The organism is Bacillus cereus group sp. Bc061, assembly GCF_027715825.1.
Taxonomy (GTDB): domain Bacteria; phylum Bacillota; class Bacilli; order Bacillales; family Bacillaceae_G; genus Bacillus_A; species Bacillus_A paranthracis.
The window spans coordinates 1052583-1074261 of record NZ_JAQFTZ010000001.1 but is presented as its reverse complement, the minus strand read 5'-3'; the positions used below and the strand labels follow the sequence as shown (position 1 = coordinate 1074261).

Below are 21679 nucleotides of genomic sequence, written 5' to 3'. Positions count from 1 at the left end.
ATAAAGGGCGGTACGGTTTTATAAAGTGAAACTTTAATCAATTAGTAACTTTACTCCCCGTTAATACGTGACAAATCTTTACGATATAAATTAATTATATCTTTTAAAGCTGCTGCTGCGGCTCCGCGTGGATTTGATGCACCACCAATTGTAGTAACTTGGCCCATCGTATCTGTAAAGAACGTAATCCCTTTTTCTGTCCCATTTACATTTGCTAGCGGATGATCTTTATCTATTTTGCACGGTTCAACATTTAAATTTACATTGCCATCCTCATCTTTATATGCTGATGCAATTAATTTAATAAATTTATTTTGTTCCTTAGCATTTCGAATTTGTTGTTTTGTAACATGTTCAATTCCTTTTATATGTATATCTGTAAGCATATGCTCTGTTCCCATTAAACTGTTTGTCAAAAGTAACAATTTACACGCACTATCAGAACCACTTACATCTAATATTGGGTTCGTTTCAGCAATTCCTTTACGTTGCGCTTCTTTCAGTGCTTCTTCAAACGTAATATTTTCCTCATTCATTTTCGTCAGAATATAATTTGTTGTCCCGTTTAATATTCCTTCTATTTTTTCAATATGGCAACCAGCTAAACTAAATTGACCAATATCAAGTGTAGGTAATGCGGCCGCAGTTGCACCACTATATCGAATTCGTACATTCGCAATTTTTGCTGCTTCATTTATTTCTCTCCAGTTTGTAACAAGCGCACCTTTTGAAATTGCTACTATGTCCATTTGTTTTTCAATCGCTTGTTTTATATATTGTTTTCCTGGATTTCCATCTTTAAGGTTTGTAACTGTTGATTCTACCAGCACTGTACCACTTATGTTATCTGTTGCACGTTCCTCCGGATGATATTCTATATACTTCTCAATTGCTGCGCTACTGCTACCATACGTTAATAAGTCCTGAATAGATAACCCATCCTCATTATGTATTGCAACATTTCTACCTAATAAGCCACTTACAACTAACTCTATACCATATGTTTCATATATATATGAACATTTTTCATGTAGTAATTTTATAAACTCTCTTCCTACTGTTCCATATCCTGATAATACAACTTTAATTTTCATAATATCCCCCCATATTTTTCTACCAAAGCCCTCTTTCAATATAATATAAAGCGCCCTCGAATTCCATCGAGAGCGCTTTATTACTATCTATTTCGGTAAACGTGATAACTTTTCAGCAATTGCTCTATAAAACTCTTGAATGCTAGAAAAACCTAACGTGTCCGAAACACTTAATCCTACCATGTCGAAATGGTCCCAATTTGCTTTCGTTTCGATATGATTCCATTTCCCAATCTGTAATGACTCGCTATTATTTACAGTAGCATGAGATGATGGTGCAATCATAGAATTTGTATTTACTACACCATCATTTTGCCACCAAGAAGTATTAATTAATGGACGATTTTCTTCATACCTTGCATAGGAACCTAAGAAAAATGCATTCCCCATTAACACCTTATTCATTGTTATATGAGGCAAATGTAAACCTGTTATAGGTGCTGCTTGTGATGCATGTCCACTATAGGATAAGTAATACACATTTGGTTGCGTCTTTACCCAATTATTTAACTCCTTTGCACCATCTGTACTTAAATCCCATTGACTTATATCTTTTGTATTTTTCCAAATTGAACTATTTAGAATACGATCAGTATATTGTAAAGAGGACTCTCCAGCAGTCTTCTTTAACCCCCATTGATCCAATTTAAAATCATATAGTGATAAATTATCGTTTCCTCCAAAACTTGCAGCTGTAATGAGTAAATCTTTAACGAACGGTAGTAGAAGACTACCATCCGCAAGTGTTGTACCGTTGTGAGGAGTTGCTAATGTTGTAACACTATGAACATATGATTTCTCGCCCTCAAATAGTGGTGATATTTTGGTGTTTGGGTGATTTTTTACATAATTTTTTTCTTCATAACTGCCTTCTTTTAATATCTGTACCAATGTTCTAATTGTTTGTCCACCCATGCTATGTCCAACTAAATGTACTTTATTTGTTTCACTCCAACTCTGCGTGAAACCACTATAAGTTCTTCCAAAACGATTATGTCCATGTTTCTCAGCATGTGCGGCACCGTAGTCTACTGTTCCACCGTTAATTTGGGCATATAATTCACATGCACGATCCCAGTTACTAGAAACTGGCCCAACGGCTGCAGTATGAACTGTATAACCATTGCGTTTCAAATCTTCCTGTATATCATGAACACCACCCCAATATTTAACCCCTAGCATTTCCTCTCTACCCCATCCGGCAAACCCGTTTACTAAAATGATCGGATAATTATTTTGTTGACTCTCTTCAGCGTATATTACTTTCGTGGCGAATGAACATACAGTCATCAATGCAAAAAAACATATTTTTAAAAATAACTTCCCCATACTTCCTCCCCCTAATAAAACGTTTACATTTTTAAATTTACAGCATGCTTTAATAACTTAAACATAATGTAAAGTATTTTATATACGTTGTATATATAGAAAACATATACAAATGTTGATAAATATTTACTTTTTACAATACATCTTGTAAATCTGTTTATTTGAATTTATAATTAGATATAGTTTCCTCATGTTAAAAAGATTTAAAAACCATAAGAAAACTAATCTCATTGCTTCAAAAGGAGGAAAAATCATGCAAATCGGATCAAATATTCATACATTGTCTCAACCTACTAAAATAACTCCATCTAATCTTGAGCATAATACTATCTCTTCTACTAAACTTGAAAGTAAGAAAGTAAATGATCCCATCAAGTTCGATATTCGTTCATCCGAAAAAGAAATGAAACAGCCAGAGCATAAATTTAATGAATTAGATTTATGGAAGATGCTAAAAGATAAAGGTGTTCCTTTATGGATCATCCTTGAAATGCTACAAAAAGTTCGTAAAGAAAAAGAAGCTCAAAATAATTCGACTCAAAATACTAATGCGATTGAGGAAACAAACGAGACTCGATTAAATGAAGTAATGTAATCTTTTTTATATAAATAGTCTATAAACTAAAAAGAGTTCAAGCTTGATAAAGTTTCTATCAAGCTCGAACTCTTTTTTAAGATTTTTCTCCAATCGTTACAAACTGAAAAGATACTTCTCCTTCCAAACCTTTAATTAGCTTTTTTACTTTGACATTTTCATTAATCATTGTATTATCTGTCGACATTTTAGGTTTTTCGTCACCTATAGATTTTTTAAATTGAAGAAGATGCATTTTTGTTTCATTTGCTTTTATTTCCTTATATACGCTATTTTTTGCTACAATCACATACCATTGTGTTGGATAAATACGCTTGTTACCTATCCAAGCGTCACTATTGTATATGACAGGAATCTCTTTCCCTTCTAGTTTAATACTTTTCAAAGTCTTTTCGTCGTCTTGCGCAAACAGTAGCGAACCCTCTTTTGGGAATTTCGGTAACGTATTTACAGGTATATAATTAGAGCCATTGTCTCGTTCACGAAAAACTTTAGCTTTAATCAATGCTTGTGCTGTAGACTCATTTAAAATTAATACCTGTCCGTTTCCAACTTTACCTTTTTTTACAGAAAATACTTCATTTTCTTTCGTAATTTCCTGATAACGATTAATAATTGGTGAAATTTTATTTTCATCTCCAATGATTAATATACCGTTTGCAGGAAATAGATTCTCCTTTTTAGAACATGCACTAAAACTTATTAATAGTAGTATCGTTAACATAAAAATAGTTAGAGTTCTTTTCATCGCGTTTCCTTTCATCATACAGTTGATTTTTCACATACTTTCATATAGTCTTACAAGCTAATAAACTCTATTGTTCCATAACCTTATAAAGCTTTTGCAGGTAACGCCAACGGGTTATAAAGAAATATAAAACTTGTATACAAATAAATGAAATTAAAATTACGATAGAACTATTCATAATAGAAAAATCGAGTAATTGTTGTAATGCCATATAAGCGACTACGGTATGTATCACTGCAATGATAATCGGTAAGAAGAACATTAATAATAACTGTCTCGTTACAACTTTCTTTAGCTCGCGTTTACCTAATCCCATTTTCGAAATCATTTTATATTGCTGTTGATCACGATCCAAATCCGTATATAATCGGAAATAGATAAAACTAGCAGCGAATGTAAAGAAGACGATTCCGACTAAAACACTTGCCATAAGTAATAGTCCATTCGTTTGCTTCGCACTTAACAAATCTAGAGTTAAAGCTCGAAATTGAAAACTACCTTCTTCTTTCGCGAATGTACTAATTAATTCGTTTGAAATTCTCTTCGTTTTTATCCAATCGTCTACAACAAATCCGTAAGTACGATATGGAATATGAATATTATTTGGATCACTAGTAATAGGTATTTCATCATATACTTGATCCTGAACAGCGATATATATTTTTCTAGTATCATGTGGTAAAACTAAATTTTCTACAGCTTTTTCCACTTGAAATGTCTTTGTCCATTCACCTTGAATGACTTCTATACTTTTTTTATAGTCGCCATTTTTAAATTCGTGTTTTTGTGATACGACTCCAGGAATTAATAAAGTTTCACCTTCATTTTCAATTGTTTCTTGTTGATATCCAAGTGCTTTAGCAAGATCGTTATATTCGCTTAACTTCATTACAATTACATTACTTTCTGTGTATATATATGAAGCTGAAGCCATTCGATATGGAATATTAGCATCAGCAAGATGTTTTTTTATAATAGAAAGATTTTTATTTAATGCTTTATTGTTTTCAAAATCCTCATATAAAAATGTATACGGATTTGTCATCCTTACTAAATCTTTACTTCCAATTGCAGCTGTTGTACCAATCGCTGTAAATGCAACTGCTGAAACAATAGAAACTATAAAAAACATTGTTGCATTATCTTTCATACGGTAAATTAATTCAGAAATCGTTAATATATTTGTTCTCTTTAAAAAGAAAGATTCTCTCCTTTTAGCAAGATGTAATATATACACGCTACACTGTGTATATAAAAAGTACGTTCCTATAATTACTAGTAGGACACCCATTCCGAGCGTAGTAAAACTGGAACTTGAAATGAAACGAAATACTAAGAAATATCCATATCCTATACTAATTAAAGAAAGTAGTGATAATAAAATTGAAGATTTCGGTTCAGGTTTTGGTTTTTCCTCTGCTCGAATAAGTTCCACAAGTTCCGTTATTTTTACCATTTTAAATGTAAATAGTGAAACAATGAAAAATAAGAAAAGAAAAGTGATAATCGTTAATAATACAGCCTTCACTGGTGTATAAAAAGGCAAACCATTATTAATCATTAATACACTTGCGCTTATCAATAAGACTAGTTTAGAAAATATGAGTCCAATGAAAATCCCTATACAAATTGAACCAAATCCAATCAACATATTTTCAATTAATAATAATTTCTTAAATTGTCTCATTGACATACCTTGCATCATTAATATGCCAAATTCTTTCTTACGAGTTTTTAAAAATGAACTAACTGAATATAGGATAAAGAAAAATGAAAATACAAAAATCAAACCTTGCGAAATTGTAAATCCCATCGTACCATATGCACTTATTGTTGCACTTGTTGATTTTAATTCCCCTTGTAAATCAGGATGAAATAATAAAAGGGCATATGTAAAGAAAATCATAATAGAAAATGCACTACTTAAAAAATGAGCAGCATATGTACGCTTATTCCGAAAAATATTATTAAATGCGAACTGACGAAAAGTCATGCCTTTTCCCTCCTAACAAAGAAAGGACATCCATAATCTTTTGATAAAAAGTTTGCCGACTTTCACCACGATAAATTTCGTTATACAGTTGACCATCTTTTATGAAGATTACTCGGCTGCAAAAACTAGCTGCATACGGATCATGTGTAACTAACATCATCGTTGCCTTTTCTTCCTTATTAAGCGTATCCAGCATCTCCATTACATCATTTGAAGATTTAGAATCTAAATTCCCGGTCGGTTCATCAGCAAGTAATAATTGCGGCTTATGAACAATTGCACGAGCAATTGCTGTTCTTTGAGCTTGTCCCCCTGAAATTTCAAACGTTCTTTTATTCAAGATATCTGTAATATTTAATTTCTCTGCAATTTCTTCTACTCGTTTGTTCATTTCTTGCACAGAAACACCATCTAATGTCATCGGCAATACGATATTTTCCTTCACTGTAAGCGTACTAAGTAAATTAAATGATTGGAATACAAATCCTAATTGTTTTCTACGGAATAAAGCCAAATCTTCAGATGATAACTGGAAAGGATTCGTACCATTTATTACTATTTCTCCCGATGTTGGAGAGTCAATAGTAGATACCATATTTAATAACGTTGTTTTCCCGCTACCAGATGGCCCCATGATCCCTATAAATTCACCTTCTTGAATTGATAAATCAATATCTACTAATGCTTTAAAAGGTATTTTCCCTTTATATACTTTACTAATATTTTTCGCATGTAAAATTCCCATTTCTATTCTCCCTTCATTTGCACGTCTCATAACAGAGTGTAAATGAATTGTCTTACAGTTCATATTGATTCTTCTTTCATTTATCTTACACGCTTGTAAGATTTCTGAAAAAACTGATAATAACATTATTTACAAATTAAAATTAACGCATAACTATCTTATAATAATTGTATAGTGGTAGGAAATACAATCTCCTATCTTTATTATACGAAAAAGAAAAGACCGATAATGGTCTTTTCCTTCCCGAAGTTATATTTTTAACTTACGCCTTTAATTGAAATGTATTTGATAAATACTCTCTGCATCACTGATCGTAAACTCTTGTAGGTATAGATCTCCACAATCTATTTTAAATAACTTAGTGAATCTATCTTCTTCCATGTTAATCCCCCTTACTTATATTAAAGCTCCTTAATCTGCTTCGTAAGTTCCATAAATCGTTCATCCAGAGCTTTATATTCTTTATCTTTAGAAGTTAAAAAGCTTAATTTCCCTAATACTTCTTGTCTTTCTGTTTCTAATGTTAAACGTAGCTCTTCGATTTCGTCTCTTGTTTTCGTAGGTTCTTCGAGCTGCTTTTGTATTGTATTGTTTACAAACACAAGCTTTGTATTAGTTGTTTTCTCCAGAAAATATCGATCGTGAGAAACGATAACGAGCGTTCCGTTATACTCAGCTAATGTATTTTCAAGCTGTTCACGTGAAGGAAGATCAAGGTGATTCGTAGGTTCATCTAAAATAAGTACATCTTTTTCATCTAAAATATAAGCCATTAGCTTACATTTTACTCGTTCACCCATACTCATATATCGAATCGGCTCTTTCCATTGGGAAGATTCAAACCCTAAATGTTTCATTAAATTTTGGACTTTTCCTCTTTCTTCAAATGTCTCTTTATAAAATAAATCTTCTGGTGTTTTATTAAGTGGTAAATCAAATACTTCTTGTGTTAAATAACCGATGTTTGCTGATGGTGAAATCCATACTTCTCCTTCAGCAGTTTCGTTTCCCATGATCATCTTCAATAAAGTTGTTTTCCCGCTACCATTAGGCCCAATAATCGCAACCTTCTCACCGTGCTGAATGGTAAAATTAACGTTTTCAAATAATGTCCGATTATTAAATTCTTTCCGCAATTGTTTTACTTCTAAGAAACGTTTCCCTACTTTTTTACTCGCTTGAATAGAGAATTCAACTGAATACTCCTCTTTCACACGTTCTACCTTCGTTTTCTCTAGCTCTTTTTCGAGACGTTTTCGTTTCGACTTCACTTGTGCATCCATGCGCTTCGCTTTTACACGATAAAATTCTTTAACTCCTTCTTGTTTTGTAGACTGCGCATGTGCCTTTTGTGACCATGAACTTAGTTCTTTTATATGAGTTTCTACTTGTTCTATCTTTTTTTGTTGTTTTTCATATTCACGTTGCTGCGCCATTCTTTTATGTTCACGCGCTTTCATATAACTCGTATAATTCCCGCTATGATCAATTAATTTCTTATCCTCAATTGACCATATTCTAGTCGCGACAACATCTAAAAAATATCGATCATGCGATACGACGATAACTGTACCTTTCATATTTTTTATTTGTTTAATAAGAAATTCCGTACTCATCTCATCTAGATGATTTGTCGGTTCGTCTAATATTAAGACATTAGGATTTTCAGCAAATCCTTTTGCTAATCGAACTTTTAGCTTTTCACCACCACTTAAAGTAAGAAAATCATTCGTTGGCACGCCCCATTTCGCAAGAAGTTCTGCTTCTTTTGCAATTATATCCTTACTAACAAAAGATTCTTTTTCTTGTTCAACATATGCTGTTGTCATGTTCATTTGCATCCATTCAACAGTACCTTTTGAAGGCTCAATCTTCCCATTTATTAATTGAAGTAACGTTGATTTACCGGCACCATTTTTACCAATTAATCCGATAACATCCCCTTGTTTTACTGTCACATTCATTTTCTCTAACAACATATTTTCCTTTATTTCAACATAAACATCATTTAATTTTAATAGTTCTTTCATAATACCGATCCCTTTCATTAAGGGAGAATAAAAAAATCCTCCCAAATAAATTTGGCAGGATTAGTCGTTAAAATATTTATACCCAAATAAGCTATTGCGCAACATAAATAGCAATACCGTTGTATGGAAATTGGGCAGACTAATCCTATTTTTTAGAAATTGAAATGTATTGAATTTCAACATTTAAAAATAAGATTAGTTAATCATCGTCCACCCATCATTCCTTTCTGTCGTTAATAACCATATTGTACCATACTAGTACTGTATGAGTAAATGTAATTATATGTGCTGTTAAAAAGATTGCTTTCTTTTAGATTTATTTATCATTCCTTAACTTCATGTTGAATAAGCACAAATTACATTGATTGTAATACATCCTTTAGGTTTCCCCAGTAATAAATTTTATATAAAAACAAAATCTTATTCGTTATCCAATAACCACTTATTGTTTTTCGATAAATTTTTATTGATTATTCCCTTGTAATAAGCTATTATATCTTTACAGAAAATATTAATGTAAGGATTGAATTTATGGACAGGACATTAGAAATCACAAAGTTAAATATGTTTGTAAGGATTTTTATCCTCCCGATTATAGTAGGGATACTTGTTGGTATACTAACGAAATTGGGGCAAGGTATACTTCCAGGAAATTGGCATTCATTAGCTAACTTAGGAAGCGTTTGGTTAGTTCCATCCTTTTTCGTGGCTAGCTTTAGTTATTCTAAGCGTACAGCTATGCTTTCTGGTATCCTTGCACTACTCGGTATGGTATTAGGCTATTATGGTTATGCAATAGTTATTAAAAATGTAGCTCACTCTATTTATTTTATATCTGTATGGATTGTATGTGCATGTATAGGAGGAACGATCTTTGGAATTGCAGGTTTTCTATGGAAAGATACTACAAATCCACTTCATAAATTCGGAAGCGCACTTTTAAGTGGAGTTTTTGTAACGGACGGACTTCACATTCTATTAAACTTTGAAGATTACAGTCACATGTTACCTGTTGGATATACGGAAGTGATAGTCGGAATTATCTTGATTCTTGTATTAGAACGCTCTAATGCTTATCGTGTGTCTTCTTTCTTAATGATGATTCCTATCACTATTTTAGGATTAATTGGGTATAAATTATTAAGTTTGTTTACTTAATTACAATACTGTATCATGAAAAAACAAAAGACTAATTGTATTATAGTCCACAAAACATATCACGTATTCGAACATTACACTTATACATAGGATAGATCCATGAAGCTATCTCTTTCAAAGGGGTGGCTTTTTTCTTACAAAAATATTTATCAGCTTTTTATTAAATCCTTCAAATTTAACAATCGTATTTATTAGTGTGTCATTATACATACTAATATAACGTTTTACCATTTCATATAACCGCTATAAAAAAAGGCTAAAAAACTTATTTCCAAAGCTCTTTAGCCTAGATCACTTATTTATACATTATAAAATTTAATTCGTACAACCGTACCTTTACCAACTTCTGAATGGATTTCTACACTATGTCCTAATTGCTTCGTAATTTCATATACGAGATATAGCCCCATTCCAGTTGATTCTTTAAAATCTCTACCATTTTCTCCTGTAAAGAAAGGTTTAAACACTCTTGGCAAATCTTGCTTCGGTATGCCTACACCATTATCAGCAATTTCAAGTATAACATTATTACCTTCCTTACAAGCTTTCACTTTAATCTTCTCTCGACTACCAGATGAATATTTAATCGCATTTGATAGTATTTGTCCAATTAAAAATTGTAACCATTTCGCATCACTTTCTACTGTAATGTCCTTATCAATTTTAAGCTCTGGATATACAAAATTCCGGATAAAGAAGCGTTTATGTTCATGCACAGAATCATTCACTATTTTATGTAATTGTACTCTTTCCACATAAAAATCTTGTGTAAATGCTTCTAAACGTGCGACATACAGTGCCATCTCTAACCCCTTTTTCAGCCTATCTGTTTCCTCATTTATACTTTCAAAACGCGAATCGACTTCATCCTGTGTAATTAATTCTATTACAGATAAAGGTGTTTTCATTTGATGAATCCACTGATTCATAAAAGTTAAATGATCATTATTTTTTCTTTCTTGTATGTGGAGCTGATTTTGATAATGGCGATATTGTACCTCAAGCAAGTCTTGAAGCGCAGCAGATATAGCTGCAAAATCAGATTTTTGAACAGATTCATCTAAAGATTGCATCGGGTTTGCTAATCGTTCATAGAAAGTACGATGAGTAAAGTAACGAAATACTAAATAGCCTACCATAAAAAAGGCACCTAAAAACATTGCATACAATGCCGTCGCGATATGCTTATGCCCATCAAACCAATATACGAGAAATATGGATAATAGTTGGATGACTGTAAAACAAATAAGAGGTATATGATCACGTATAAACAGCCTTATCATTTTTCCATACCAGTATCCCAAGTAATATGTAGTCTATATCCAACACTACGAATCGTTTCAATCGCATCCTCAATCTGTAACGTTTTCAACTTTTTTCGCACACGTGTTGTATTTACACTCAATGTATTATCATCAACATAGGATTCGCTATCCCATAATTTATTTAATAGTACTTCTCTACTCACAACACGCGGATAATTTTTCATTAACATTTCTAATAAAATAGCTTCATTTCTCGTTACATCAATTTCTTGATTCTTAAGCTTCAATACAAGCCTTTCAGGATATAAACAAAGACCATGTTGCTCAACCATCCGTTCTTCTACTTTCGGTGCATAATCTCCGTAAGCACGCCTTAAATGACTTCGAATTTTAGCCATTACAACTTCGTAATGGAATGGCTTTGAAATGAAATCATCGCCACCGTTTTCTAGCGCCATAACTTGATCCATCGTACCTTCACGAGCTGAAATAAATAATATCGGACATGTAGAAACTCCGCGAATTTGACGACACCAATAGTAACCATCAAAACTCGGTAAATTAATATCTAATAAAACTAACTCTGGTTGTTCTTCTAAAAAAATATTTAATACATTATGAAAATCCGATACAATAATCCCTTCATACCCATATTTCGCAACATGTGTTGATAATAGTTCTGCAATTTTCATATCGTCTTCTACAATCATAATTTTAACCATGTGTTTACTCCTTTTTCGATCCACAATCTTATATTCAATTATATAAAATAAATACTACCTTTTTTTATATAATCCGTAAATCAAAAAAGATACTTTTATACAAAATCATCCTTCTTCTATCATTTCTTATTTAATATGGAATTCACTCATAGTAAACCCCAATTTCTCCACATAATTCATCCCTAATTCCATTCGAGCAGTCTTCAGCGGGTCCACAACTTGACAAACTTTTAAATCGCCGGCTGCTGATAATAAAAGCGTGGCATCAGCTTTAGACATTTCTAATTCTTCATGTAAAAATGTCACCATATTACGTACAGCTCGATTCGCTGCATCATCTAGCAATTTTTCTGAAGCTATCGTCATTACTTTTTCTTTTTGAATAGCCATTGGCAATGGCCATTTCTTTCCTTTTATAATCTGAACTGTTACCGTCACCTCACCAGCAACCTCTACTCCACTAACCCCAATTTCACCATCGCCCATCGCTGCGTGTAAATCACCTAATGCTAATAGAGCACCAGGAACATTTACAGGTAATAATAATGTTGTCCCTTCTTTTATCTCTTTACAGTCCATATTCCCGCCGTGATCATGTGGTGTGCCACATGAAATGCTCGCTTCTTTCGGCGCTGTTCCAATTACACCGATCATTGGATTAATCGGGATTTGTAGTTCATTTGAAAACAAAACATATTCATTATGTACTGAGACAATTTTCACTGTATTTTCATGTAGCTCTTCACCCATTACACCAAGATTTGCACCTGTAGTTAAAACGCCTTTCTCTGCAATTTTTATCTTTTCAATGGTAACAACTAATATATCACCAGGTTCTGCACCATTAATATATACCGGACCAGTCGCTGGATTAATCCGGTTCCAATCTAACTCTTGAAACACAACATCTTCAGAATCAATTTGATTTTCAAAGCAATCATATGTTTCGAATATAAGGCGACTCCCAATTTCCACTTCCATACATGGTTTATTTTCTGGTGACATTGCGTAAATGATATGTTCTTTCTGAATTCGATACATATTATCTCTCCTCTTTATATTTGTCTACAATTACTAATTAGCTTTTTTCATAAAAGCTCCTTTTAATAATTAAGAAATTTACATATAGAAAAGCACTTAGCTTATTTTCATACATACACTCTTTACTATAACAGGTAAAGAAAGGTGGTATCACTATGCCCCTTATTCCATATAACGAAAGCGATGTTGATTTACTAGCTCGTTTAATGCGTGCTGAAGCTGAAGGCGAAGGTCGACAAGGTGAACAACTTGTTGGCTGCGTAGTAGTAAATCGTGTACTTTGTGATTGCTTAGATTTTAAACAACTCCGTACCGTACGTGATGCTGTATATCAAAGCCCTGGTGGATTCGAAGCAGTGCAATACGGATATTTTTATCAACGCGCTCGTGAATCAGAAAAAGAAATCGCACGAAAAGTTTTACAAGGTGAGTGGCGCTGGCCTGCACGATGGGCTCTTTGGTATTTCCGTCCAGTTGGAGCTTGTCCGCCCGAATGGTATAATCAGCCGTTTGTAGGACAGTTTAAAAGTCATTGTTTTTATGAACCTAGTGGTGATGAATGTCCGAAATTGTATTCACGGTAGTAAAATTTGGAACGCAAGTACTTAGCTGAGTACTTGCGTTGCTTTTTTAGAAATCTAATAATTCGATAAATTTTTCGATACCTACAACATGTATTAATAACGGTATACGAGGGCCACTGGACTGATTCATAATAAGCCTATAAATTATAATAAATAATTGTTTTTGATTTTCTTTCATTATTTTTTTATTTTCATGATGACAAATCGAATAAAATTGCTCCATTATGTTTGAATAATTTTTATTTGAACGCAATATTTTACAAACTTCTACTAACCATTTTTTCTGCTTTCCCTCTAATGTGTTATAAAACTCTGTATTTTTCTCCTGATTTACCGCCATTAATTTTTCGGATTGAAAGTTTCTTATCCAATGCTCTGCACGATTACTTATCGCTCTCATTTCATCTAACGCATAGCTCCTATCTATTTTCTCTAATATCTCCTGTAAAATAAATGAGTCAAAATTTAATAACGGCAACGTTCCTGCTACTTGATTAAATTTCGGATATTCTTTAAATCCGCTATCAACTCTAGAAAGTTTAATTGCATCAAATAAATCTTCATTTTTGAGCGTTTTATTTTTATAACTATCTTTTAATCGTTCATACTCTGTATAATTGCGAATCACATCTTCATCAAGACCGATATGAAAAGATGCGCTTGGTCTATATTTTACAAACATAAATAGAATCACTTCTGGTAAATACACTTTTAACAACTCGCTAGGTGTAATACTATTCCCTGAGGAACTAGACATTTTTTCATGATGCCCTTTAATTCCAATAAAATCGTAAGCAATGTAATGAGGCGCTTCACGATTGAATATTTTTCTCGCAATTTCTTTTGATACATTATAACTACCCGTTTCTGATGAATGATCTCTTCCGCCCGGCTCAAAAACAATATCCTCTATCATCCATCTCATCGGCCAATCGATTTTCCAATTCAGTTTCATTTCATTTGTATTTAATACCGATAATTCAGTTTGATTTCCGCATTCACATTCATACCGAACTGTTTTTAATACTTCATCAAAGTGTGTAATCGTTGTCGCATCTTTCCCGCATTTCTCACAATATAATGTAACCGGATAAAAGCCCTCTCGCTCTTCTTCACTACACTCTCCCGTTTTAAAACTCATTAAAATATCATATATTTCTTTTCTTTTATATAAAGCCTCCAATATGTTTTTGTTATATCTTCCACTTCTATATTCAGCATGTTGATATATGAATTCCACTTCAATCCCAAATACTTGAAGCGATTCCTCAAACTCTTTTTCAAAATGCTCGGCATATGAATTATGACATCCATACGGATCTGGTATATCACAGTATGGCATTCCGATATACTTTACAAAAGATGAATCAACATTTTTAGGGACTTTTCTAAATCTGTCGTAATCATCCCATGAAAATATAAAACGAGTCTTTTTCCCTAAATCTTGAAGCGCCCTTACAACAAAATAAGTCGTTACGATTTCACGAAAGTTCCCAATATGAACAGAACCAGATGGACTAATTCCAGATGCGCAAACAAAAGTTTCTTTGTTTGGATGTTTTCTAATTAATTCGTGTGCTACTTCATACGCCCAATGCATATGTTACTCACCTCAATTGTTTTTTGTTTTCAGATTTTCAGTTTTATACAATAAAAAAACTCCCACCCCCAAGATTATTCATCTTGAGGACGAGAGTTATTAGCTTCGCGGTACCACCTCAGTTTGTCAATATGTCGCCATATTAACCTCTTCAGGTACGGCAAAATATGCTTATACCCTATCTCTATAACGGGAGATCCCGTCGCACCATCCCTAAATAAATTAGTTCCTTGCGCAGCTCCAAGTCTTTTTTCATTAAGATGTATACTACTCTTTCTCAGCTACCAGAGCTCTCTGTACGTATTCTTTCTTAACTACTCTTCTCTTCCATGCCATTTTACATATTAGTTTTTTCATATGATAATTTAAAATAGTTTCATTGTCAAACTTTTCCGAAATAAAACAGTATAATTATCTAAAAAAATTCTTTATCGCTTCTAATTGAATTTTGTGGCTACACTCATCACAACAATATACCCCTTTTGGTTTCTCTTTAAATCGCTTATATTTTTCACTGCCTTCATAAACACGAAATATATTTTTACAAGAAAAACAAACAATTTCATAAAACATCATATGCATTTTCCTCTCAATATTTATACATTGTTTTAATCACTCGAGAAAATCAGTTTTTCCATGGTACAAATCTTAATATTTTCTGATTAAAAGGTTTGCCTCTATTCTTATCGAATTATATAAATATCTTATAAAGCGAGGTGAACATCTTGGACAGTAATATAGAATTAGTTTTAGATGCGAAAGCAAGTTTAGCTGAAGGACCATCTTGGAATGAAAAAAGCAACTTTTATACTGGGTTGATATTGTGGAGAAACAATTATGCATATTTAGTCCTACCGATAATACAAACCGAGTAATTGCTCTCAATCAACAAATTGGCTGTGTTGTTCCATATTTAGATGACGTACTACTCCTAGCTATGGAAAATGGCTTTTATTCTATTAATCTAGGAACAAAAAAACTGACACATATTTTTGACCCTGAACCACATTTATTTAAAAATCGTTTTAATGATGGAAAATGCGATCCGGCAGGACGTTTTTGGGCAGGTACTACAGATACATACGGTATTAATGCTGCTGGCTCCTTGTATTGTTTAAATAATAATTTAAAGGTAGAGAAAAAAGTTTCAAATGTAAATACATCAAATGGAATTGCTTGGTCACCTGATTATACATACCTTTACTTTATTGATACACCTACTAAAAAAGTAGTTCGTTTTCATTATGATATAAGTACTGGAGAAATTTGCAATCCAAGCGATGTAATCCTTTTCTCTGAGAATGAAGGTCTACCTGATGGTATGACAATTGACAAGGAAGGTTGCTTATGGATTGTTCATTGGGGAGGTTCAAAGATTACTAGATGGAACCCTTCAACTGGTGAACAAATATTAAGTATCCCGATTCCAGCGCTATATGTAACATCTTGTACATTTGGAGGGCCTAATTTAACCGACCTATATGTTACAACAGCCAGAACAAGAATGACGGATGACGAATTAAAGCAATATCCACATGCTGGTGGTATTTTTCGAATTCAAACAAATGTAAAAGGTTGTCCTACCCATTCATTTTACAATAATAATATTGGAGCTGAAACACTATGAATCGCATTAATTTTATAAGACAAGAAGAAAAGAAATATCACGACCTTTGTTATGAACAATACAAACTATTTGAAACTGGTTCTTGGCTGTACAAACCGGTTAAAACGGTTATGGATTTGATGGATTATTTTGAAGGAAAAAACAACTTGCAAGTACTTGATCTCGGCTCTGGCGTTGGAAGAAATAGTATTCCCATTGCCCAAAAGATTCAAAATGCGAGTGGTACTGTTACATGTGTGGATTTACTTGATTCTGCTTTAACAAAATTACAAACTTATAGTAAAGAATATGGTGTAATTAATAATATTAAAATAGAACAAGTAGCAATTGAAAACTACTACATTCAACCTAATACTTATGATTATATCGTTGCAGTATCCAGTTTAGAGCATGTTCAATCAGAAGAAGATTTAAAAAACGTGCTCCATTCTATGAAAGAAGGTACAAAAAGCGGCGGTATGAATTGTTTAATTATTAATTCGAACATACAAGAAATTGACTTACATACAAATGAAGAGTTAGATGCTTTAATTGAAATTAACCTTCCTACTGAAGATATGATATATCTATTAAAAAGCATTTATAAGGAATGGAAAGAAATTAAAGTTGAAATAAAAGAATTAGTCTATGATATTGTTCGCGATGAAAGGCATATTCAATTAAAAACAAATGCTATTACGTTTGTAGTTCAGAAATAATCGTATAATAAAGATATGATTATTTCTCTCAGATTTATTTTTATTGCACGAAATTTGCAACTTTAAATATTTATGAAACAAAAAATAAAAGAGCACTTGTTTCCGCAAGTGCTCTTTTGGGGATTTTGAGATACCCTATTAACGAAAGTTAAGGTTACTTAAAGTTAAAAGGTATTTCTATTATATGCTTGTCCTCTTTATTTGTGCATAATTAATATATAAATATATTCAATCATTCTTAATAACTTTTAGTTATAGTTCTTTCTTACATTTTATCGTTAAAAAGTTGATTGAAGGTTTATTTGCCATGTTCTTATTTGGTTCATCAATTTCCGAAACTTGTACTAGTCCATATTTTTTAAAATCCTGTTTTATAGATTCAGAATCATAGAAGAACATTTTTACACCTTCCATTATCTCATAATAATCTTTATCCAACTGTTTTCCTTTGCCATACATTGGAGCTTTTTTAGAAACAGTTGTAAAAACCATATATCCACCAGGTTTTAACTGATTATAACAATCTTTAATAAATTTCTCTCTTTCCTGTTCATTCAACAAATGAAGAAGTGCATGACTAAATATACCATCATACAGTTTATTATCAAAAGGCATTTCATTTACTGAACCGTGATAGATACTAACATCTTCTAGTCCGTTTTCTCTTGCTAAATCGATCGCTGTTTTCGAAATTTCAATACCTGTTACATTTATACTATTTTCGATAAATACCTTTGCGTTTCTTCCATAGCCAATACCCGGAACTAATATGTCTTTAACATTGTTTTCCACAAAAAAATCTTTTGTCAAAATTGCAGATTCTGTAGGTTCAAACCCCCACATCGTTTGTTTCTCAATAAAACTTGATTCCCAAAATTCCATTATATTTCTATCTCCTTATTTTTATCTCATGTTTAATATCACATGAAAGACCTATTCCATTTTAACGCTGCTTTTTTCACCACAGTCACTATAGGTCCATTGAATATAGCATATTAATAAGCCTATATCTAATTTAAAGATTGGCTGAATATCTATTCTAAATATTAGCTTTTACAATTAGAAAAAATAAAAAATGCCAATACTTCAATTGTATATTGGCATTTCACATAAGAAATTATCTTTTTATATTGTACTGATCTATTACTTTTTCTAACACTTCTAAAGTGATTGGCTGAGCTTTCTCTATTAATTGGTAACCAATCCGCCCATTTGGTTCAGCTGTAACTTGCTGTAAACTTTTTAAATCATGAATCCCTTTTTCTCTTAATTGCATATATAGTTGTTGTTCCGACATTTTCGCCTTCATCAAATTCTCTTTTACAATCTCTCCATTTTCTACTATTATAATGCTACTGCCATTTAGGAATTGTTCCATCTTCTTTGATTTCAATTCAAAGAAATGAATGATAAGAAGTACGCACGCAAATATTGCAGCTGCAAATATAGATGGGACTACTTTCCTACTTAATACCGGTTCTACAATAATACGTGCAATTGATACTACTATAATGATTTCAGCTCTTGTCATTTGGCTAACAGATTTACTACCTGTCATTTTTAATGCAATAATCCCAGTCAGAATTAAAATAATGCTTTCAAAAATCATATTCATAATAGCCCAATCCTTTAATGGTGAATGTTACTAGCATTCCCATTTCATATAGCATTCTAAATGTATTTTAATTAAACTTTTTTGTAAAAATTAAACTTACATATACTGAAAAAGAATCTATTTTGACCAACCTTTTTTCAATAAGGATTTGATAATCCATCTTCCATTATCAAAAAAATAAAAAGCACCCGAATGGATGCATATAGATTAAACTTATTCATTATTACTTTCTTCACTTTCATCATCAACTGATTTGGAGTCTAACATGCTGCCTATATCAGGCGGTAAAGTTAACTCTATTCCAGCTATTGGTTGATTATCTTCATTAAACCATTGTTTCTTAAATTTAATCAATTCTTCATTTTTCTTATTTTCATTCATATTATCCCCCCTTTTATGTTTGATATTAAACTCTTTACTTAATATGTACACTGAGAAAGATAATATACTATTTGTACATAATGAAAGAGCAAAAACCATTCTCTGTTTTCACAACCCGTTGTACCTATTAAAGAATCCCCGTACATGTTACTCCGCGCTCTGCTATCATATTAGTGTCTAAACATATGTGGGCTATGTGACAAGTACCTGGTCATTTTGTCCATTATTCATATGAGACAAATACTTTTAAAAGGGTAATTATTCCTTGACTTAATTCCTCAAAACATTGAATGAGTCCTGTATGTTGTATTTCATGTTGAAAAATCTCTTCTATCCATGGTGTTTTTTCTATTTGACTAAAAAACCAATCTGCATGTTGTTGATAATTATATCCGTCACTTGAACCAATGATCCGCAGTTCTTTCTCATAAAAATCAGCGGTTAATGTTAGTTCTTCAATATTACCATCAGAAAGTATACATATTTGTCCATTAGTTTTAAGTGCTTTTTGTAATGTATGAAATCCGCTATTTGTAGCAGAACATTCGAAACCGTAATTATATGTTTCTATTATTTGTTCTTCTGAAGCATATATGTTTTTCGCACCAAACTTCTTTGCAAAATCTCTTCTATTTTTATTAGGTTCAACAACATCTACATGCTTAACACCTACATAGTATTTTAAGAAATAAAAAGCAAGTAAACCGATAACTCCCATTCCAGTTATAAGTACCTTTTCATCTTGTCGCGGATTTAGTTTCAATATACCTTTAGCAGCATCACACGAAAGAATAGATAATAAAGCTACTTTAGGTTTTATATAACTAGGTACTCGAATTACTTTATACCCCTTAACTACTCCTATCGTTTCATGTCCATAAAAAGAAACTACTTTATCTCCTATGTTTAAATTCTTTACTTTATTACCAACTTGAATCACTTCACCGTAACTTTCATATCCAGTTTTTCTTGGATAAATAGGATGTGTATCTGTAACATCGGATCCATTATACTGAGGTAACTCTGCTCCAATGCTTATTGCACCTGCAATTGTTTTAACGATAATTTCATCATCCTGTATAGACTTTATTTTACACGTTTTCCACTTAAGGTATTTTGGTCCTTCTAAAACTATTTTATTTTGTTCCATTTATAACCCTCTCATTTTATAAAATTTATTCTCACTAAATTTCAAACAATGTATAATAGATTCATCAAAAATTTAAGCTATAACGTTGGCTAGCACCCAACAGTGATAACATGATAATTGAATTTGATGGATATGGTATAAATGAGTATGTAGCTGGACAATGCGTTTCCATTACGAAATTAAAAAGGATGTATTTGAATGTAAAACATGAGGGGATTTCTAACGGTGGTGTCATCGATTTGTTTTGTGTTCGACATAATTATGACCGTATTCCCTGCTCTTTTTGTAAAGACTTTATAAGTGAGATTGTAATCAATCTAGATACCGACTATATTTATTTACCTAATTCTATAAGCCTATCTTTGTCCTTTGCCTTTGTTTACCGTACATTTCTGCCCAGCACCTAATAAACAATTAGCCCTACATTAACTATTCTGACAACATTTTAAGAAAAGTTGTTGCCGCCCAAATGAAATACGCAAGTTGCGTCATGATATACATCGTAATTTCAAAACCTGTAAGCTTTCTTTCCCTTTTGATTTTCTTTAAATATCTATAAAAACAAAATGAACATAGAAGTAATAAAACAATAGACATTTGAAATAGATTTTCCACTAAAAGAACTGCCATTTATTTCATCACCTTTCCAATAAAAAAGTATATAGTTCAAGCATATCATGTTAATGGAAGTAATTACCTTAATTTTCAAATTAAATAATCTTCCTAAGTAAAAGAAGTCACTTTTTTTTAATGTTTCAATACAATATTATGTAATTCACTACGCTCTATATAATATTAGATTACTTTTTCTTTTAATGTACATGCTTAGGAGGAAGTTTTACATGCAATTGATTCATAACATAAAAAAAGCGTTTCATAACTTATGTGACTACGATACGGCAAATCTAATATCCGCTATTCAATCATTAAATATTACACTTCATAAAATATCTCCTTTTATTACTTCACCACTTAACCTTGAATACGGAAGAAATGTTATCTATAAGTCTGAATTTGTGGAGATTTTAGTATTAAATTTCCCTAGAAAAGCAAAGACTCTTATTCATGATCACGGAATATCTATAGGATGTATATTAATAGTCAATGGTACGCTACAAAATATTACGTACGAAAAAAATAGAGAATGGATTGAAGAGTTTACAGAGGGAAATATTTTCACCGTAAAAAAAGATACTGTGCATAAAATGTATAATGCTACAGATTCAACAGCAATAACATTCCATGTATATTCACCACCATTAAAAGATGTACAAATATATGAGTAGTCTTTAAAAGGAGGAAAT

General features: G+C 32.1%; 22 protein-coding genes, 2 pseudogenes and 1 other annotated feature. Of the genes and pseudogenes, 7 read left to right on the top strand and 17 right to left on the bottom strand.

Features of this window, described 5'->3' with window-relative positions:
• Nucleotides 1-50: 50 nt before the first annotated feature.
• Both PDQ40_RS05530 and PDQ40_RS05525 read right to left on the bottom strand, forming a co-directional pair.
• The gene (locus tag PDQ40_RS05530) at nt 51-1094 is read right to left on the bottom strand and encodes a homoserine dehydrogenase (protein ID WP_229136327.1); all 1044 of its coding nucleotides are present in this window, start codon (nt 1092-1094) and stop codon (nt 51-53) included.
• 87 nt (nt 1095-1181) lie between these two features.
• Nucleotides 1182-2423 carry an esterase/lipase family protein gene (locus PDQ40_RS05525; RefSeq protein ID WP_000517046.1) on the bottom strand — a complete coding sequence of 414 codons (1242 nt, stop codon included), beginning with the start codon at nt 2421-2423 and terminating at the stop codon, nt 1182-1184.
• A 253-nt stretch (nt 2424-2676) separates the two neighbouring features.
• On the opposite strand from PDQ40_RS05525, the gene PDQ40_RS05520 reads away from it, so the two are divergent.
• On the top strand, nt 2677-3018 hold the full coding sequence (locus PDQ40_RS05520) for a DUF3914 domain-containing protein (protein ID WP_001165503.1): 342 nt from the start codon (nt 2677-2679) through the stop codon (nt 3016-3018).
• Nucleotides 3019-3094: 76 nt separating this feature from the next.
• Here the strand turns inward: PDQ40_RS05520 and PDQ40_RS05515 are convergent, their stop codons facing one another.
• From PDQ40_RS05515 to abc-f, 5 genes and pseudogenes are all read right to left on the bottom strand, one after another.
• Nucleotides 3095-3766 carry a lipoprotein BA_5634 family protein gene (locus tag PDQ40_RS05515; RefSeq protein ID WP_002163634.1) on the bottom strand — a complete coding sequence of 224 codons (672 nt, stop codon included), beginning with the start codon at nt 3764-3766 and terminating at the stop codon, nt 3095-3097.
• Between the two features lie 67 nt (nt 3767-3833).
• Nucleotides 3834-5759 carry an ABC transporter permease gene (locus PDQ40_RS05510; RefSeq protein WP_000144167.1) on the bottom strand — a complete coding sequence of 642 codons (1926 nt, stop codon included), beginning with the start codon at nt 5757-5759 and terminating at the stop codon, nt 3834-3836.
• Nucleotides 5734-6504 carry an ABC transporter ATP-binding protein gene (locus PDQ40_RS05505; protein WP_000511813.1) on the bottom strand — a complete coding sequence of 257 codons (771 nt, stop codon included), beginning with the start codon at nt 6502-6504 and terminating at the stop codon, nt 5734-5736. Before PDQ40_RS05505 ends, PDQ40_RS05510 begins: the two co-directional genes overlap by 26 nt.
• Before the next feature lie 282 nt (nt 6505-6786).
• A pseudogene (locus tag PDQ40_RS05500) lies at nt 6787-6885 on the bottom strand (acetyltransferase); the annotation flags it as partial.
• A 20-nt stretch (nt 6886-6905) separates the two neighbouring features.
• Entirely contained in the window at nt 6906-8534 is a 1629-nt protein-coding gene (abc-f, locus tag PDQ40_RS05495) for a ribosomal protection-like ABC-F family protein (protein ID WP_270691271.1), read from the bottom strand.
• Between the two features lie 531 nt (nt 8535-9065).
• Between abc-f and PDQ40_RS05490 the strand changes: the two genes are divergently transcribed.
• Nucleotides 9066-9692: a DUF6518 family protein gene (locus tag PDQ40_RS05490; RefSeq protein ID WP_000376248.1), complete on the top strand. Its 627-nt coding sequence runs from the start codon at nt 9066-9068 to the stop codon at nt 9690-9692.
• A 299-nt stretch (nt 9693-9991) separates the two neighbouring features.
• On the opposite strand, the gene PDQ40_RS05485 is transcribed toward PDQ40_RS05490, so the two are convergent.
• The 3 genes from PDQ40_RS05485 to PDQ40_RS05475 form a co-directional block, all read right to left on the bottom strand.
• Nucleotides 9992-10975, bottom strand: coding sequence for a sensor histidine kinase (locus PDQ40_RS05485; RefSeq protein WP_002163637.1), 984 nt, complete (start codon nt 10973-10975; stop codon nt 9992-9994).
• A complete protein-coding gene (locus PDQ40_RS05480; protein ID WP_000238972.1) occupies nt 10972-11679 on the bottom strand; it encodes a response regulator transcription factor in 708 nt (235 codons plus the stop codon). The genes PDQ40_RS05485 and PDQ40_RS05480 overlap by 4 nt, the downstream gene beginning before the upstream one ends.
• Before the next feature lie 126 nt (nt 11680-11805).
• Nucleotides 11806-12720, bottom strand: a complete 915-nt coding sequence (locus PDQ40_RS05475; RefSeq protein WP_061130404.1) for an acetamidase/formamidase family protein — start codon at nt 12718-12720, stop codon at nt 11806-11808.
• Nucleotides 12721-12875: 155 nt separating this feature from the next.
• Between PDQ40_RS05475 and PDQ40_RS05470 the strand changes: the two genes are divergently transcribed.
• Nucleotides 12876-13304, top strand: a complete 429-nt coding sequence (locus PDQ40_RS05470; RefSeq protein ID WP_076873910.1) for a cell wall hydrolase — start codon at nt 12876-12878, stop codon at nt 13302-13304.
• Between the two features lie 46 nt (nt 13305-13350).
• On the opposite strand, the gene lysS is transcribed toward PDQ40_RS05470, so the two are convergent.
• Together lysS and PDQ40_RS05460 are read right to left on the bottom strand one after the other, a co-directional pair.
• Complete coding sequence (lysS, locus tag PDQ40_RS05465) at nt 13351-14904, bottom strand: lysine--tRNA ligase (RefSeq protein ID WP_270691270.1); 1554 nt, start codon at nt 14902-14904, stop codon at nt 13351-13353.
• Nucleotides 14905-14986: 82 nt separating this feature from the next.
• Nucleotides 14987-15243 (bottom strand) — a binding site (T-box leader).
• A gap of 72 nt (nt 15244-15315) precedes the next feature.
• A complete protein-coding gene (locus PDQ40_RS05460; RefSeq protein WP_000551046.1) occupies nt 15316-15486 on the bottom strand; it encodes a DUF2197 domain-containing protein in 171 nt (56 codons plus the stop codon).
• A 143-nt stretch (nt 15487-15629) separates the two neighbouring features.
• Between PDQ40_RS05460 and PDQ40_RS05455 the strand changes: the two are divergent.
• Both PDQ40_RS05455 and PDQ40_RS05450 read left to right on the top strand, forming a co-directional pair.
• Nucleotides 15630-16531: pseudogene (locus PDQ40_RS05455) on the top strand (SMP-30/gluconolactonase/LRE family protein).
• Nucleotides 16528-17229 (top strand): class I SAM-dependent methyltransferase, encoded by a 702-nt coding sequence (locus PDQ40_RS05450; RefSeq protein ID WP_001079922.1) that lies wholly within the window; start codon nt 16528-16530, stop codon nt 17227-17229. Before PDQ40_RS05455 ends, PDQ40_RS05450 begins: the two are co-directional and overlap by 4 nt.
• A gap of 252 nt (nt 17230-17481) precedes the next feature.
• Here the strand turns inward: PDQ40_RS05450 and PDQ40_RS05445 are convergent, their stop codons facing one another.
• The 4 genes from PDQ40_RS05445 to PDQ40_RS05430 all read right to left on the bottom strand — a co-directional run bounded on the left by PDQ40_RS05445 (nt 17482) and on the right by PDQ40_RS05430 (nt 20375).
• Nucleotides 17482-18111, bottom strand: coding sequence for a class I SAM-dependent methyltransferase (locus tag PDQ40_RS05445; RefSeq protein ID WP_000397616.1), 630 nt, complete (start codon nt 18109-18111; stop codon nt 17482-17484).
• Nucleotides 18112-18346: 235 nt separating this feature from the next.
• Nucleotides 18347-18844 (bottom strand): DUF421 domain-containing protein, encoded by a 498-nt coding sequence (locus tag PDQ40_RS05440; RefSeq protein WP_001055961.1) that lies wholly within the window; start codon nt 18842-18844, stop codon nt 18347-18349.
• A 213-nt stretch (nt 18845-19057) separates the two neighbouring features.
• Entirely contained in the window at nt 19058-19225 is a 168-nt protein-coding gene (locus tag PDQ40_RS05435) for a hypothetical protein (RefSeq protein WP_046197366.1), read from the bottom strand.
• Between the two features lie 223 nt (nt 19226-19448).
• Complete coding sequence (locus tag PDQ40_RS05430; protein ID WP_000437243.1) at nt 19449-20375, bottom strand: zinc-binding dehydrogenase; 927 nt, start codon at nt 20373-20375, stop codon at nt 19449-19451.
• A gap of 110 nt (nt 20376-20485) precedes the next feature.
• Between PDQ40_RS05430 and PDQ40_RS05425 the strand changes: the two genes are divergently transcribed.
• Nucleotides 20486-20782 carry a hypothetical protein gene (locus PDQ40_RS05425; RefSeq protein WP_050552160.1) on the top strand — a complete coding sequence of 99 codons (297 nt, stop codon included), beginning with the start codon at nt 20486-20488 and terminating at the stop codon, nt 20780-20782.
• Between the two features lie 22 nt (nt 20783-20804).
• On the opposite strand, the gene PDQ40_RS05420 is transcribed toward PDQ40_RS05425, so the two are convergent.
• A complete protein-coding gene (locus PDQ40_RS05420; protein WP_000279690.1) occupies nt 20805-21005 on the bottom strand; it encodes a hypothetical protein in 201 nt (66 codons plus the stop codon).
• Between the two features lie 212 nt (nt 21006-21217).
• Here PDQ40_RS05420 and PDQ40_RS05415 point away from each other — a divergent pair, with 212 nt between their 5' ends.
• Complete coding sequence (locus PDQ40_RS05415; protein ID WP_001175997.1) at nt 21218-21661, top strand: cysteine dioxygenase; 444 nt, start codon at nt 21218-21220, stop codon at nt 21659-21661.
• The last annotated feature ends 18 nt before the right edge of the window (nt 21662-21679 follow it).

Bases quoted from the DNA above. Each gene is read 5' to 3' on its own strand.
- PDQ40_RS05450 (WP_001079922.1), top strand. From the start codon at position 16,528: ATGAATCGCATTAATTTTATAAGACAAGAAGAAAAGAAATATCACGAC.
- lysS (WP_270691270.1), bottom strand. From the start codon at position 14,904: ATGCATTGGGCGTATGAAGTAGCACACGAATTAATTAGAAAACATCCA.
- PDQ40_RS05460 (WP_000551046.1), bottom strand. From the start codon at position 15,486: ATGCATATGATGTTTTATGAAATTGTTTGTTTTTCTTGTAAAAATATA.
- PDQ40_RS05470 (WP_076873910.1), top strand. From the start codon at position 12,876: ATGCCCCTTATTCCATATAACGAAAGCGATGTTGATTTACTAGCTCGT.
- PDQ40_RS05435 (WP_046197366.1), bottom strand. From the start codon at position 19,225: ATGAATGAAAATAAGAAAAATGAAGAATTGATTAAATTTAAGAAACAA.
- PDQ40_RS05510 (WP_000144167.1), bottom strand. From the start codon at position 5,759: ATGACTTTTCGTCAGTTCGCATTTAATAATATTTTTCGGAATAAGCGT.
- PDQ40_RS05425 (WP_050552160.1), top strand. From the start codon at position 20,486: ATGATAATTGAATTTGATGGATATGGTATAAATGAGTATGTAGCTGGA.
- PDQ40_RS05515 (WP_002163634.1), bottom strand. From the start codon at position 3,766: ATGAAAAGAACTCTAACTATTTTTATGTTAACGATACTACTATTAATA.
- PDQ40_RS05475 (WP_061130404.1), bottom strand. From the start codon at position 12,720: ATGTATCGAATTCAGAAAGAACATATCATTTACGCAATGTCACCAGAA.
- PDQ40_RS05445 (WP_000397616.1), bottom strand. From the start codon at position 18,111: ATGGAATTTTGGGAATCAAGTTTTATTGAGAAACAAACGATGTGGGGG.
- PDQ40_RS05420 (WP_000279690.1), bottom strand. From the start codon at position 21,005: ATGGCAGTTCTTTTAGTGGAAAATCTATTTCAAATGTCTATTGTTTTA.
- PDQ40_RS05430 (WP_000437243.1), bottom strand. From the start codon at position 20,375: ATGGAACAAAATAAAATAGTTTTAGAAGGACCAAAATACCTTAAGTGG.
- PDQ40_RS05485 (WP_002163637.1), bottom strand. From the start codon at position 10,975: ATGATAAGGCTGTTTATACGTGATCATATACCTCTTATTTGTTTTACA.
- abc-f (WP_270691271.1), bottom strand. From the start codon at position 8,534: ATGAAAGAACTATTAAAATTAAATGATGTTTATGTTGAAATAAAGGAA.
- PDQ40_RS05525 (WP_000517046.1), bottom strand. From the start codon at position 2,423: ATGGGGAAGTTATTTTTAAAAATATGTTTTTTTGCATTGATGACTGTA.
- PDQ40_RS05490 (WP_000376248.1), top strand. From the start codon at position 9,066: ATGGACAGGACATTAGAAATCACAAAGTTAAATATGTTTGTAAGGATT.
- PDQ40_RS05505 (WP_000511813.1), bottom strand. From the start codon at position 6,504: ATGGGAATTTTACATGCGAAAAATATTAGTAAAGTATATAAAGGGAAA.
- PDQ40_RS05440 (WP_001055961.1), bottom strand. From the start codon at position 18,844: ATGAATATGATTTTTGAAAGCATTATTTTAATTCTGACTGGGATTATT.
- PDQ40_RS05415 (WP_001175997.1), top strand. From the start codon at position 21,218: ATGCAATTGATTCATAACATAAAAAAAGCGTTTCATAACTTATGTGAC.
- PDQ40_RS05530 (WP_229136327.1), bottom strand. From the start codon at position 1,094: ATGAAAATTAAAGTTGTATTATCAGGATATGGAACAGTAGGAAGAGAG.
- PDQ40_RS05520 (WP_001165503.1), top strand. From the start codon at position 2,677: ATGCAAATCGGATCAAATATTCATACATTGTCTCAACCTACTAAAATA.
- PDQ40_RS05480 (WP_000238972.1), bottom strand. From the start codon at position 11,679: ATGGTTAAAATTATGATTGTAGAAGACGATATGAAAATTGCAGAACTA.